Here is a 13,832-nt window from a genome sequence, read left to right on the forward strand (position 1 = left end):
CGCCCGGCCGGGGACCCCGGGCCGACGGCGGCCGTGCGGCAGGATGGGGGTGACGGGCCGTCACCGGGCGGCGGGGCGAACGGAGAGGGCGGTGGACGCGATGGGCGCCGAGGACGGCAGCTACGACCTGGTGGTGATCGGCGGCGGCCCCACCGGGGAGAACCTCGCCGACCGGGCGCACGCCGGTGGGCTGAGCGTGGCCCTGGTGGAGGGCGAACTCGTCGGCGGCGAGTGCTCGTACTGGGCGTGCATGCCCAGCAAGGCGCTGCTGCGCCCGGGCGCCGCGCTCGCCGCGGCCCGCCGGGTGGCGGGCAGCCGGGAGGCCGTCACCGGGACGCTGGACGCGGCCGCCGTGCTGGCGCGCCGGGACGCCTTCGCCTCGCACTGGCACGACGACGGGCAGGAGCGGTGGCTGGCCTCGGCCGGCATCGACCTGGTCCGCGGGCACGGGCGGCTGGACGGCGAGCGGAGGGTCACCGTCGACACCCCCGGCGGCGGGCGGCGCACCCTCACCGCCCGGCACGCCGTCGCCGTCTGCACCGGCACCCGCGCCGCCCTCCCCGACCTGCCCGGCCTGGCCGGGGCCCGGGTGTGGACCAGCCGCGAGGCCACCTCCGCGAAGTCCGTCCCCGGGCGGCTCGCCGTGGTCGGCGGCGGCGTCGTCGCGGTCGAGATGGCCACCGCCTGGCGGTCCCTGGGCAGCGAGGTCACCCTGCTGGTGCGCGGCGACCGACTGCTGGAGCGCACCGAGGAGTTCGCCGGACAGCTCGTCTCGGACGGCCTGCGCGCCGCCGGGGTCGACGTCCGGCTCGGGGCGTCGGTGACCGGGCTGCGGCGCGAACCGGACGGCACCGTCCTGCTCGACCTGGGCGACGGCACCCGGCTGCCCGCCGACGAGGTCCTGTTCGCCACCGGCCGGCGCCCCGCCACCGCCGACCTCGGCCTGGAGACCGTCGGACTCGAACCCGGCAGCTGGATCGAGACCGACGACACCGGCCGCGCCACCGCCGTCCCCGGCGGCTGGCTGTACGCCGCGGGCGACGTCAACCACCGCGCCCTGCTCACCCACCAGGGCAAGTACCAGGGCCGGGTCTTCGGCGCCGTCATCGCCGACCGCGCCGCCGACCGCCCCCTCGACCTCGCCCCCTGGGGCCGCTCGGTGGCCACCGCCGACCACGCCGCCGTCCCGCAGGTCGTCTTCGCCGACCCCGAGGTCGCCGCCGTCGGCCGCACCCTGCGCGAGGCCGAGGACGCCGGACTGCGGGTGCGCGCCGTCGACTACGAGCTCGGCGACGTCTCCGGCGCCGCCCTGCACGCCGACGGCCACCGCGGCCGGGCCCGCGCCGTCGTCGACCTCGACCGGGAGGTGCTGGTCGGCGTCACCTTCGTCGGGCCCGACGTCGCGGAACTGCTGCACTCCGCGACCGTCGCCGTGGTCGGCGAGGTGCCGATCGCCCGGCTCTGGCACGCCGTCCCCGCCTACCCCACCGTCAGCGAGGTCTGGCTGCGGCTGCTGGAGGCGTACCGCGGCTGAGGCGGCATCAGGAACCGGAGGGGGCGCGGGCGGGCGGGCCACTCGGTCGGCCCGGCGGCGGGCGGGTCGGCGGGGGAACGGGTCGACGGGTCGACGGGGGAACGGGCGGGCGGAAAATCCGTTGCGCGGTGATCGGGCCGGGTCCTACCCTGGCGGCGCCGGTCCGCCGACCGGCGTCCCGATCGGGTCCGCGCGGTTGCGCGCGGCCCAGCGCAGAGAGGAGGCCGCGATGTCCACCCCGCACCCGGCGCTCCCGATCACCCCTGCCCCCCAGGCCGCCCCCGCGCAGTAGGGCGGTCCGCCCGATCGGGCTGCGCCTCCGGTTCCCGTTCCGCCCCTTCCCGGAGGCACCGTGCTGTTCCGTCCCACCGTCGCGGCCGACCGCGACGGCTTCCTCCCGCTGCTCGTCACCGACCCCGCCAGCACCCTGACGGCCGACACCTACCTGGCCCGGCTCGCCACCGGCGAGTACCACCCGGGGCGGACGTGGATCGCCGAACCGGCCCCCGGCGCCGCGCCGCTGGCGGTCGCCGTCTGGTGGTCCGGCCCCGCGGACGCCGGGCCCGCCGCGCTCGACGCCGTGCTGGTCCACCCCTCCGTCCGGTCGTCGGCCGAACGCACCGCGCTGGCCGCCGAGTTGCTCACCGCCGCGCATGCGGCGTACGGGCACGCCCCCGCCTACCACCTCTTCCTGCCCGGAGACTGGCACGACCGCCCCGACGCGGTGGCCGCCACGGCCTGGCGGCAGGAGGCCGCCCGGCGGGCCGGGCTCCCGGCGAGCCTGGAGCGGCTGCGCTACGAGTGGACGGCGGGCGCGGGCCTGCCCGCCCCGAGCGGGCGGCTGCTGTTCCGCGCCGAACCGGACGACGAGGTCTTCGTCGACCTGTTCCGCCGCACCCTGACCGGCACCCGCGACGCCACCTCCCGCACCGCCGCCGCCCACCGCGGCGCCGAGGCCCAGGCCCGGGCCGACGTCGCCCTCTACCGGGACGGCATGCTCGGCGACCGCGGCTGGTGGCGCACCGCCCACACCCCCGACGGCGAGACGGTCGGCTTCGCCGTCCCCTCCCGCAACTCCGCCGCCCCCGTGGTCGGCTACCTGGGCGTCCTGCCCGAGCACCGCGGCCGCGGCCACGTCGACGACCTGCTCGCCGAGACCACCCGCCTGCTGGCCGTCGAGACCGGCGCCGCGCACGTCCGCGCCGACACCGACCTGGCCAACGCCCCGATGGCCGCCGCCTTCGAGCGCCTCGGCTACCGCACCACCGCCCGCCGCCTGGTCCTCTCCGCCGCCCTGGAGTGACACCGGACCGGGCCGCGGTGCCGGGCCGCGGCCCGGCGGCGGGCCCGTGTTGCGGGAGCATGACGCCGCGTCACAATCCCGGCCGCCGGTTGATCACCCCGCCCCCGGTGTGTGAGCGTGGCGGCGTACCACGGAACGAACGGACCGAGGAGGAACCCGGTGCCCACCCCCGACCGGCCGCTGCGCTCGCTGGGATTCCTGACCATCGGCCTGTTCGACGAACACGACCCGGCGGGCGGCCACGAGGCCACCCTGCGGCTGATCGAGCTCGGCGAGCAGCTCGGCTTCGACACCGCCTGGCTGCGCCACCGGCACCTGCAGTACGGGATCTCCTCCCCGCTGACGGTGCTCGCCGCGGCCAGCCAGCGCACCCGCCGGATCGGCCTCGGCACCGCCGTCACCCCGCTCGGCTGGGAGAACCCGCTGCGCTACGCGGAGGACCTCGCCACCGTCGACGTGCTCTCCGGCGGGCGGCTCAACCCCGGCGTCAGCGTCGGCGTGCCGATCCACTACGAGGACGTGAAGCGCGCCCTGTACCCGGACACCGCCGACCGGGAGGACTTCGGCTACGGCCGGGTCGAGCGCCTGCTCGGCCTGCTGCGCGGCCAGCGGGCCAGCAGCTTCCGGGGCACCGAGGGCATCGAGGCGTACTCCGAGCGCGTCCAGCCGCACGTGCCCGGCCTGGCCGCCCGGGTCTGGTACGGCGGCGGCAGCCTGCGTTCGGTGCGCTGGGCCGGGGAGCACGGGCTGAACCTGCTCACCAGCAGCGTGGTGCGGGCCGAGGAGAGCGAGAGCTTCGAGGCCAACCAGCTGGCCCTGATCCGGGCCTTCCGGGCCGCCCACCCCGCGGGCGAACGGGCCCGGGTCTCGCACGGACTGGTGGTCGTCCCCACCGACGGCGCCACCCCGGAGCAGCGCGCCAAGTACCAGGCGTACGCCGAGTCCCGGTACGCCCGCACGCTCGCCCCGCAGGGCCCCGGCCGACTGCTGTTCGCCCCCGACCTGGTCGGCACCAGCGAGGAGCTCGCCGAGCGGCTGTACGCGCACGCCGGGTTCCGGGAGGCCGACGAGGTGGCCTTCGCCCTCCCGTTCACCTTCGCGCCGGAGGACTACGCACAGATCCTCACCGACCTGGCCACCCGCCTCGGCCCGCTGCTCGGCTGGCGCCCCGCCGGGTGACGCCCCGGGGCCCGAGCCCCGGCCCCGGGTCCGGCCCTCCGGTCCCGCTCCTCAGTCCGCCAGGTGCTCGCGGAGCGCCTGCTGGAAGGCGACCAGGTGCGGGTCGGCCGAGTTCCGCCCCCGCCAGGTCATGGTGACGGCCGTCCGCAGCTCGCTGCCGCCGACCTCGACCAGGGCGACCTCGCCCCGGTCGACCCGGCCGCGGACCGCCACCAGCGGCAGCAGCGCGCAGCCCGTCCCGGCCGCCACGCAGGCGGCCAGGGTGTCGATGCTGTCCACCTCGGCGACCGGCTCCCCGCCGGGCAGCGACCCGAGGACGCCGTCGTACATCTCCCGGAACCCGCAGCCCCGCTGGGTGGCCAGGAAGGGCTCCGCGGCGAGCTCCGCCAGGTCGGCCCGGCCGCGGGCGGCCAGCGGGTGCCCCGGCGGTGCGATGACCACCAGCGGCTCCTCGGCCAGCGTCTCCGCGCACAGGCCCGGGTCGGCGGGCGGGGCTCCGAAGGTCAGGCAGAGGTCCAGGTCGCCGCGGAGCACCGACCGGTACAGCTCGCCGCGGTTGTGCTGCGAGACCCGCACCTTCGTCCCCGGCTGCAGCGCCCGGTAGCGGGCGAGCCCCCCGGGCAGCAGGTGGCGGCTCAGCGTCTCCAGGGCGCCGACGGCCAGCTCCGCGGCCGGCCGGGAGACCGCGGAACGGGCCTCCGCCAGCAGGCCGAGGATCCGCCCGGTGTACGAGGAGAGCACCTCGCCCTGGGCGGTCAGCCGGATCCGGCGCTGCGAGCGGTCCACCAGCTCGACGCCCAACTCCCGCTCCAGGGCCTGCACCTGGTCGCTGACGCTGGACTGCGCGTAGTGCAGCTCGCGGGCCGCCTGCGTCATGCTGAGCGTCCGGGCGACCGCCTCGAAGGTGCGCAGGTGCCGTAGCTCCACGTGCTGCCACCCCCCGGCGATCCATCGGCCAGGCCGATTGTACCCATCGGACGTTCCCGTGCCCGGCACGGCCAACTCCCGCCCCGGGCACGGGAGAATGGGATCTCCACCCCCCAGCCCGAACCGATGGCCCCCCATCGGCACGTCCGCACGTCCACATGTCCACATGTCGACGCTCGGGCGGCCCGGGAGCCGGGGGCAGCACGCCGTTTCCCGAACGAGGAGCACGCCCATGGCCACCCAGGCCGACCCCCGAGCCGCCGCCACCACCCCGGCCGGGTCCGCAGGACCCCCGCGCACCCTGCTGGTCGGGCTCTCGCTCGGCTACTTCATGGTGCTGCTGGACACGACCGTCGTCTCGGTCGCCCTCCCCGCCATCGCCGAGCACCTCGGCGTCGGCCTCAGCGGCCTGCAGTGGGTCACCAACGGCTACACCGTCACCTTCGCCGCCCTGCTGCTCACCGCGGGCTGGCTCGCGGACCGCTTCGGCGGCCGCCGGGTCTTCCTCTGCGGCCTGGTCGCGTTCGGCGCGCTGTCCGGCCTCTCCGCGCTGGCGACCACCCTGCCCGCGCTGGTCGCGCTGCGGCTGGCCCTGGGCGCGGCGGGGGCACTGCTGCTGCCCTCCTCGCTCGCGGTGGTCACCCACGCGTACCCCGAACCGGCGGCCCGGGCCCGGGCGGTGGGCTCCTGGGCGGCGATCACGGGCGCGGCCCTGGCGGCCGGGCCGGTGGTCGGCGGCGTGCTGACCGACACCGTCGGCTGGCGCGCGATCTTCCTGGTCAACGTGCCGCTGGCGGCGGCCGGCCTGCTGCTCACCGCCCGGCTGGCCCCGGAGACCGCCCGCAAGCCGCGCGGCGGGCTCGACCTGACCGGCCAGGTCAGCTCGGTGGTCGCGCTGGCCGCCCTGGTGTACGCCCTGATCGAGGGCCCGGACGCGGGCTGGGGCTCCGCCCGGGTGCTGGCCGCCGCCGCGCTCACGGTGCTCGCCGCAGCCGTCTTCGCCGCGGCCGAACTGCGGGCCGGGGACGCGGCGATGGTCCCGCTGCGGATGTTCCGCAGCCCCGGCTTCTCCGCCGCGGTCGGGGCGGGCCTGCTGGCCAACTTCGGGCTCTCCGGGCTGCTGTTCGTGCTCTCGCTGTTCTTCCAGGACGGCCGCGGCTACTCGCCCGCCGTGGCGGGCCTGGTCTTCCTGCCGCTGACCCTGCCGACCGCCTTCAACCCGATCTACACCGGCCGCCTGGTCGGCCGGATCGGGCCGCGCCGTCCCGCCACCCTCGGCTTCGTGCTGATGGGCGTCGGCGCACTGGTGCAGGCCCCGTTCACCGGCGACTCGGCGACCGCCCTGGCCGCCACCGTGCTCGGCCTGCTGGCCTTCGGCTCCGGCGTCTCCTTCGCCCTGCCCGCCCTGGTCGCCGGCATGGCCAGCACCGTCCCCGCCGAGTTCGCGGGCACCGGCGCGGGCGTCCTCAACTCGGCCCGCCAGGTCGGCGCCTCACTCGGCGTCGCCGTCCTCGGCGTCGTCCTCGGCCTGTCCCCCTCCGGCCCCGACGGCACCCGCTGGGCGCTGGCCGCGGCCGGTGCGCTCCTGCTGCTCGGCGCCGCCGTCACCGCCACCGGCCTGCCCGGCAGGACCCCCGCGGCCAGGTCCTGACCCCGGCCCGTCCGGCCCCGTCCCCGGGCGTCGGCATCCGGGCGCCGGCCCGGCCCGGCTCGGTGCCGCGTCCGGGCTCCGGTGTCCGGCCAGGGCCCCGGGGCGGTCGAGGACTGCGGCCCCCCGGTGCGGTCCGGGGCGCCGTGCCCGCCGCCGCTCCGGCCGGGCCCCGCGGAGCGGAATCGTCGCGTCCGGATATCCTGCCGCGATGGACCGACCGCCCCCACGCAGCGAGACCCGCCCGGAGCGCTGGTACCGGCAGGTGGGCCGACGCGGCTGGACGGCCTTCGCCGCCGCCTGGGGCGGCTACGTCCTGGACGGCTTCGACTTCGTCCTGATCACCCTCGTCCTCACCGAGGTCCGGGCCGAGTTCGGACTCGACGCCGTACAGGCCGCCTCGCTGGTCTCGGCCGCGTTCGTCAGCCGCTGGCTCGGCGGGATGCTGCTGGGCGCGCTCGGCGACCGCCGCGGACGGCGGGCCGCGATGACCGCCAGCATCCTGCTGTTCTCCCTCGGCACCCTGGCCTGCGGCCTCGCCCAGGGCTACGGGACGCTGTACGCCGCCCGGCTGGTGGTCGGGCTCGGCATGGCGGGGGAGTACAGCGCCAGCGCCACCTACGTGATGGAGAGCTGGCCGGAACGGGTGCGCGGGCGGGCCAGCGGCTTCCTGATCTCCGGCTACTCGATCGGCACCGTCCTCGCCGCCCAGGTCTACAGCCAGGTGGTGCCCGCGCTCGGCTGGCGCTGGATGTTCTACCTCGGCGTGCTGCCCGCCCTGTTCGCGCTGTGGATGCGCCGCGCCCTGCCCGAGGCCGAGGACTGGGAGGAGGCGATCGCCGACACCGCGACCCGCCCCAACCCGTTCCGCCCGCTGTTCACCCGGCCCGACGGCACCCCCTCGCCGCGCCGCGCCGCTCTCCACCTCACCCTCGCCGCCTGCGCCTCCGCCGCCCTGCTGGCCCTGTTCACCGGCCGCGCCCCGTCCACCGCCACCGCCTGGCTGCTCGCCCTGCTGGCCGCCACCGCCCTAGGCACCCTGGCCGTCCGGCTCGGCAGCCCCGGCCACCGGGTGCTGTACCTCGCGCTGACCGTCACCGTCTTCGCCGGGTTCCTGTACACCTGGCCCGTCCAGGCGCTGCTGCCCACCTACCTCAAGACCGAACTGCACTACGGCGCCGACCAGGTCCGCGACGTGCTGTTCTGGGCCGGGTTCGGCACCGCCGCGGGGTGCGTGCTGGCCGGGTTCACCGGTGACCGCCTCGGCCCCGCCAAGGCGTACGCGCTGACCCTCGCCGCCTCCCTCGCCTTCGTGTTCCCGGTCTTCGCCGTCCGGGACGACCTGCTGCTGCTCGGCGTCCTGCTGTTCCTGCTGCAGGCCACCAGCTTCGGCATCTCCGGACTGCTGCCCCGCTACCTCGGCGGCCACCTGCCGGTCGAACGCCGCGCCTCCGGCCTCGGCTTCGTCTACAACGTCGGCGCGCTCGGCGGCGCCGTCGCCCCGCTGCTCGGCGCCCGCCTCGCCGAGGGGCGCCCGCTCGGCCAGTCGCTGGCCGTGCTCACCTTCGGCCTCAGCCTGCTCGTCATCCTGCTGATCGGCCTGGACGTCCCCGGCCGCCTGCACCGCCTCGCCGACCGCCCCGCCCCCTGACCTTCCGCCCGCTGGTCAGACATCGGATGTCCGGGCACCGGGCTGGTACGCTGACAGCCCCCGTGGCCCGACGCCACGCGGTCGAACGCCCGGCGGGACGCGCCGGGCGGCGGAGAAGGGGACAGCACCGGTGGCCGAGACCATCCGCACCAAGGGCGCCGCGTCGCCGCGGCCACTGCGCCGGCACGAGGTGGCCGAGCGGATCAAGCGCTACATCATCGACAACCGGCTGCGCCCCGGCGACCTGCTGCCCAGCGAGGGCGAACTGTGCGAGGCGCTCGGCGCCAGCCGCTCCAGCGTCCGCGAGGCCGTCAAGACGCTCGACGCCCTGGACATCGTCGAGGTCCGGCACGGCCACGGCACCTACGTCGGACGACTCAGCATGTCCGCCCTGGTCGAGGGCCTCACCTTCCGCGGACTGCTCAGCCCCGACGACGACTTCAAGGTGCTGGAGGAACTCGTCGACGTCCGCGAGGTGCTGGAGCGCGGCATGGCCCAGCGCATCCTGGACACCCTGCACGCCGACCACATCACCGCCCTGGAGGAACTGGTCGACGAGATGGAGGCCGGACTGGCCGCCGGCCAGGAGGTCATCGCGATCGACCGCCGCTTCCACGCCCTGCTGGTCGAACCGCTCAAGAACGAGATCATCAGCCAGTTCTCCTCCGCCTGCTGGGACGTGTACGGCATCGTCGCCCCCCACCTGCACGTCATCACCAAGCAGGACGAACTCGACACCGTCAACGCCCACCGCGCCGTGGTCGCCGCCGTCCGCGCCGGAGACCCCACCGCCTTCGACCGCGCCGTCGAGGCCCACTACCGCCCGGCCCGCCGCCGGATCGCCGCCGCCCGCGAACGCAACGCCAAGGCTGCCGCGCAGAACGGCAGTTGACCGCCCGACGGGCAAGAGGTGGCAGGACGACCCGGCCACGGCCGTCCCGTTCCTGCTCCGCACCGCGGCCGACCCGAACGGTTGCCACCGCCGCCACGCGCTGCGCGTGACCGCAGGGCCGGATCTCCCTGGAGGCCCTGCTCCACCCCGGGCGTGCGCAGCCGGAACGGATCGGGACCGAGGAGCCCCCGTTCCAGCTCCCCGGTCCCACGGCTGGCGCTCCGTCAGGAGGAACTCACCCAGGCGGTGGTGAAGTCGGTGTACACGATGCCTCCGGTGCTCCCGATCTCGTACAGGTCGGCCACCGTGCCGTCGTTGAGCACCGCCGCGCTGGAGTAGCCGCTCGGGCCGGCCTTGAGCAGGGCGCGGTGCGGCCAGCTGGCGCCGTCGTCCTGGCTGATCCGGACGGTGAGGTCCCGGCGGGTGGCGTTGTCGGAGGTGGCGGCGTTGGAGAGGACCGCGGTGGAGCTGAGCAGCGGGTGCCCGGCCGGGTCGACGTCGGTGGGGCGCAGGTAGGAGATCTCGTCGCCGTTGCACCCCGGATCCAGCAGGCCGGAGTTCCACGCGGTGCCGAACGTCCCGGCGACGTCGGTGCCGCCCGTGGTGGTGGCGTACCAGCGGTTGCCGCCCGCGTTGGAGCGCATGTTCTGGACGACCTTGCCGGTGCCGCGCTGGACCGCCTTGGACTCGTTCACGCCGGTGGCCGCCGAGCCGCCGGAGTGCCAGCTCGCGCCGTGGTCGTCGGAGTAGAGGTTCGCCGCGTGGTCGCCCGCCGCGTCGTGGTAGACCATCGGCTGCACCAGGCGGCCCGAGGCGAGTTGCACGCCGTGGCCGGAGGAGGCGAACATGCCCGCCCAACTCGCGTCCCGGACGGACGGGTTGAGGTCGACGGGGGAGCTCCAGGTGGCGCCGTCGTCGTCCGAGGTGACGTACATGACGTGGGTGTTGGTGGTGGAGGCGGCCGAGGTGTCCCCGGCCGTGGAGCCGTAGTAGCCGACGCCGACCTTCGGCGCGTAGGTGAAGAAGCAGAACACCCGACCGGTGGTCCGGTCCACCAGCAGGCTGGAGTCGCCGTAGCCCTCCGCGGTGGTCGCCGGGTGCGCGATGATCCGCGGCGCCGAGAAGGTCACCCCGCCGTCGGTCGAACGGACCATCACCACCTGGATGTTGTTCGTCCCCCCGCCGAGGTCCGCCCCGCCGTCGATCCGGGCGTCCGCGGTCGCGATCACCGTGCCGGACGCGGTCTGGGCCAGCGCCGGGATCCGCACCGACTTCGCGGTGGTGGTCGTGGTGGTGTAGGAGAGCCCGTCCGCGGAGCGGGTGTTGACGCCGCTGATCGGGGTGGCGGTGGTGAGCACGGTCTGCGCGTTCATGCCCGGGGTGCCCGGCGCCAGGCCGCAGTTCGCGGTGCCGGACTCGCTGTCGGTCCAACTGCTCCCGGCCGCCGAGAGGTTGAAGGCGTACGGGGTGCCGTTCGGGACGGTCCAGTACAGCGAGGAGTCGCCGGACATCGCCGGGACGGTCACCGTCCAGGGCGAGTTGGTCCGACCCGGCCAGGCCACGGTGAAGGTCTGCGCGGCGGCGGTGCGGTTGTCCAGCGTCACCCGCAGGCGGTGGCTCGCGGGCAGCGAGCCGTCGGCGTTCCGCGGGCACTCCAGGCTGACGGTGGCGGCCAGCGCGTCCGTGCAGTCCAGGGTGCCGCTGACGGTGCTGTCGTAACCCTGCGGGGTGGTGGTGCGGAAGGTGTAGGCGGTGCCGGACGGCTTGGTGAAGTAGAAGTGGCCGGAGTCGAAGGCGGCGACGGTCGCCGTCCACGTGCCGTTGCCCGGCCAGGTCAGGGTGAAGGTGGTCGGGGCGGCGGTGTTGTTCACCACCGTCTGCTGGATCCGGCCGCCCGAGGCGCAGTCCTGGCTGACCACGGCCGACTGGCCGACGGGGGAGGCGGCCGCCGCGGTGGCGGCGCCGAGCGGGAGGGCGGTGGCGGCCAGGGAGGCCAGGGCTGTTGCGCCGAGCAGGGTGCGGGCGCGCGGGGAGGACAGGGTCACGAAGTACTCGCAATCGTCCGATGGGGGGGTGACGAGGGATCAGAGCAAGGACATCTGATGTCTGGTCAGCGACCCTAGGGAGGTCGGGAGGTGGCGGTCAAGGTATCTGACGTAAGACATCAGATGTCCTGGGAGGGATGCTGCGCGTCGAGCCCCCGAGGGTGTGCGAACATGCCGACCGAGGGGGCCGCCGCGACCGGTGGGGCCGTACCAGGAAGAGGGCGGGGACGGATCATGACGGACTTCGGGGCAGCACCACAGGGCGGCCCGCAGCACGGACCGCCCGCGGACGACTTCAGCAGGCTCGCCGACCCCGACCAGTGGATGGGCTGGCTCGGCGACGACCCCGCCCGGGCCGTCCGCGACTCCCTCACCGACTGCCTGGCCCAGCAGGCCCCCGGCGCGGTGGTGGAGTGGGTCGAGGTCACCGACCGGACCAGCAACCGGATGAGCGCCCGGCGCGACCCGGACGACGAGGAGATGGTCGTCATCACCCGGATCGGCCTGCTCGTCCCCTTCGCCCTCGCCGTCACGGCACCCGGACGCGCCCGCGAGACGCTCACCGGAATCCTCACCTGGGTGGCCGCCGGGCTCGACCGGCCCGGCGCCCGCAAGGACCAGGTCTGGATGGACCTCCGGGCCACCATGCCCTGGGCGGAGGACGAACTCGAGAAGCGGATGTTCCTGGTCGGCGACCCCGCTCTCCGGGGCTGAGCACCGGACCGTCCGTCACGCCGGAGCGTCCGTCACGCCGGACCGCCCGTCGCACCCGGCCGCCCGTCACGCCGGGGCCGCCCCGCGGTGCGCGGCGTCGAGCTCCGTCGCGAACCAGCGGGTCAGCGAGGTCGGGTGGGTGATGGCGGTGCCCACCACGACCGCGAAGGCACCGGCCTCCAGGGCGGCCCGGGCCTGGGTGGGGGTGTGGATCCGGCCCTCGGCGACCACCGGGACGTCCAGCGCCGCGGACAGGCGGGCGACCAGGTCGAGGTCCGGGCCGGGCAGGCGGGGGGAGTCGTCGGTGTAGCCGGACAGCGTGGTGCCCACCAGGTCGGCCCCCGCCCCGGCGGCGCGCAGGCCCTCCTCGAAGGTCGCGACGTCCGCCATCACCAGCGCGCCCGCCCCGTGCGCGGCAGCGAACGACTCCACCACCGGACGCCCGTCCGGCCGGGGCCGGGAGGTCGCGTCCAGGGCCACTACCTCCGCCCCGGTCGCCGCGACCTGCCGGACGTGCTCGGCGGTCGGCGTGATCACCACCCCCGACGCACCGTCCTTCCACAACCCGATCAGCGGCACGTCCGTGGCCGCCCGGATCGCCCGCAGGTCCGCCAGCCCCTGCGCCCGCACCCCCGCCGCGCCGCCCTCCACCACCGCGAGCGCCATCCGCCGCATCGCCTCCGGATCGCGCAGCGGCTCACCCGGGTACGCCTGACAGGAGACGATCAGCTGCCCGCGCAAGCGGTCGAGGACGGAGGGGAGTTGCCGGGACGTCATGGGTGTGCTCCGTTGAGGTGAAGGAGGGTGGAGGGAACTCTTCGCAGCCGAAGGGGAACGAACCAGGGGTGCGGGGAACGGCGGGCCCGTGCTGCCGGCGGCCGGAGCCCGTCGAGGGGCCCGTGCTGCTCCGGGCCGTGGGAACAGCACCCGAAGCCGACGGCACGCACCGGCAGCGAACCCGCAGCAGCCCCGGGCCCCTGGTCGCGCCTCTTCCTCAGCGCAGCCCGTGCCAGGCCAGCCCCGCCGCGCCGACGAGTGCGGCCGTGGTGCCCAGGGCACAAGGCGTGAGCGGGAGTTCGGCGAGCGGGGGGAGGAGCTCGGCGGCGAAGGCGGCGCGCAGCGGCTCCCACCAGGGCGGGCCGCAGTGGCTGACACCGCCGCCGATCAGGACCAGGTCCGGATCGAGGACGTTGGCGAGGCCGCCGACCGCCCGGCCCAGGGCGCGGGCGCCGGTGGCCAGGACGGCCGAGGCGAGCGCGTCCCCGTCCGCGGCGAGGGCGGCGACGGCCCGCAGGTCGGCGACGTCCGGGGAGCCGCCCGCGCGGCGGTACGCGGCGTGCAGGGCGGGCCCGGCGGCGACCGCCTCGACGTGGCCGGTGCCACCGCAGGTGCAGGGCAGGCCGGTGGCCTCGGGGACGGCGAGGTGGCCGAGGTGCCCCGCGACCCGCCGGGCACCGTGGTGGACGCGGCCCTCGATCAGCAGTGACCCGCCGACGCCCGTCCCGACCGCGACCAGCAGCACGCAGCGGGCGCCGCGGGCCGCACCCGTCCACGCCTCGCCCAGGGCGTGCGCGTGCACGTCGTTGTCGACGGCGACCGGCACCCCGAGCAACTGCTCCAGGCCCGAACGGAGTTCGGTGCCCGCCCAGCCCGGCATCGCCTCGGTCGCCGAGACCACGGCGCCGCGCACCGGGTCGATCACCCCCGCGCTGCCGACCCCGACCGCGGCCGGCTCGCCGCCCAGCGCCCGCACCGCCCCGGCGACCGCCGCCAGCACCGCGGCCGGGCCCCCGGAGACGGGCGTGGGCACCGTGACGACCGGCCCGACCGCACCGTCCGGCCCGACCAGCGCGGCGGAGGTCTTCGTCCCGCCGACGTCCACCCCGGCCACGAGGACCGGCCGGGGACGACCGGACCCGCCCGCGGCGAGGACCGACCG

General features: G+C 76.2%; 11 protein-coding genes. 7 read left to right on the forward strand and 4 right to left on the reverse strand.

Going from position 1 to position 13,832, the window contains the following annotated elements:
- Positions 1-100 precede the first annotated feature (100 nt).
- From QSK52_RS15535 to QSK52_RS15545, 3 genes are all read left to right on the forward strand, one after another.
- The gene (locus QSK52_RS15535) at positions 101-1,534 is read left to right on the forward strand and encodes a dihydrolipoyl dehydrogenase family protein (RefSeq protein WP_285736784.1); all 1,434 of its coding nucleotides are present in this window, start codon (positions 101-103) and stop codon (positions 1,532-1,534) included.
- A gap of 352 nt (positions 1,535-1,886) precedes the next feature.
- Positions 1,887-2,837 carry a GNAT family N-acetyltransferase gene (locus QSK52_RS15540; protein WP_285736636.1) on the forward strand — a complete coding sequence of 317 codons (951 nt, stop codon included), beginning with the start codon at positions 1,887-1,889 and terminating at the stop codon, positions 2,835-2,837.
- A 159-nt stretch (positions 2,838-2,996) separates the two neighbouring features.
- On the forward strand, positions 2,997-4,016 hold the full coding sequence (locus QSK52_RS15545) for an LLM class flavin-dependent oxidoreductase (RefSeq protein ID WP_285736637.1): 1,020 nt from the start codon (positions 2,997-2,999) through the stop codon (positions 4,014-4,016).
- A 51-nt stretch (positions 4,017-4,067) separates the two neighbouring features.
- Here QSK52_RS15545 and QSK52_RS15550 read toward each other — a convergent pair whose 3' ends face one another.
- Positions 4,068-4,943 (reverse strand): LysR family transcriptional regulator, encoded by an 876-nt coding sequence (locus QSK52_RS15550; RefSeq protein ID WP_285736638.1) that lies wholly within the window; start codon positions 4,941-4,943, stop codon positions 4,068-4,070.
- A gap of 232 nt (positions 4,944-5,175) precedes the next feature.
- Here QSK52_RS15550 and QSK52_RS15555 point away from each other — a divergent pair, with 232 nt between their 5' ends.
- The 3 genes from QSK52_RS15555 (at position 5,176) to QSK52_RS15565 (ending at position 9,134) form a co-directional block, all read left to right on the forward strand.
- A complete protein-coding gene (locus tag QSK52_RS15555; protein ID WP_285736639.1) occupies positions 5,176-6,594 on the forward strand; it encodes an MFS transporter in 1,419 nt (472 codons plus the stop codon).
- Positions 6,595-6,802: 208 nt separating this feature from the next.
- Complete coding sequence (locus QSK52_RS15560; RefSeq protein WP_285736640.1) at positions 6,803-8,242, forward strand: sialate:H+ symport family MFS transporter; 1,440 nt, start codon at positions 6,803-6,805, stop codon at positions 8,240-8,242.
- Positions 8,243-8,372: 130 nt separating this feature from the next.
- On the forward strand, positions 8,373-9,134 hold the full coding sequence (locus QSK52_RS15565) for a FadR/GntR family transcriptional regulator (RefSeq protein WP_285736641.1): 762 nt from the start codon (positions 8,373-8,375) through the stop codon (positions 9,132-9,134).
- 224 nt (positions 9,135-9,358) lie between these two features.
- Here QSK52_RS15565 and QSK52_RS15570 read toward each other — a convergent pair whose 3' ends face one another.
- Positions 9,359-11,179 (reverse strand): sialidase family protein, encoded by a 1,821-nt coding sequence (locus tag QSK52_RS15570; protein ID WP_285736642.1) that lies wholly within the window; start codon positions 11,177-11,179, stop codon positions 9,359-9,361.
- A gap of 234 nt (positions 11,180-11,413) precedes the next feature.
- Here QSK52_RS15570 and QSK52_RS15575 point away from each other — a divergent pair, with 234 nt between their 5' ends.
- On the forward strand, positions 11,414-11,893 hold the full coding sequence (locus QSK52_RS15575) for a hypothetical protein (RefSeq protein WP_285736643.1): 480 nt from the start codon (positions 11,414-11,416) through the stop codon (positions 11,891-11,893).
- A gap of 66 nt (positions 11,894-11,959) precedes the next feature.
- On the opposite strand, the gene QSK52_RS15580 is transcribed toward QSK52_RS15575, so the two are convergent.
- Together QSK52_RS15580 and QSK52_RS15585 are read right to left on the reverse strand one after the other, a co-directional pair.
- The gene (locus tag QSK52_RS15580) at positions 11,960-12,670 is read right to left on the reverse strand and encodes an N-acetylmannosamine-6-phosphate 2-epimerase (RefSeq protein WP_285736644.1); all 711 of its coding nucleotides are present in this window, start codon (positions 12,668-12,670) and stop codon (positions 11,960-11,962) included.
- Between the two features lie 217 nt (positions 12,671-12,887).
- A complete protein-coding gene (locus tag QSK52_RS15585; protein WP_435053269.1) occupies positions 12,888-13,775 on the reverse strand; it encodes an ROK family protein in 888 nt (295 codons plus the stop codon).
- Positions 13,776-13,832 lie beyond the last annotated feature (57 nt).

The sequence above is a fragment of the Kitasatospora phosalacinea genome (genome assembly GCF_030268885.1).
Lineage (GTDB): Bacteria > Actinomycetota > Actinomycetes > Streptomycetales > Streptomycetaceae > Kitasatospora > Kitasatospora phosalacinea_C.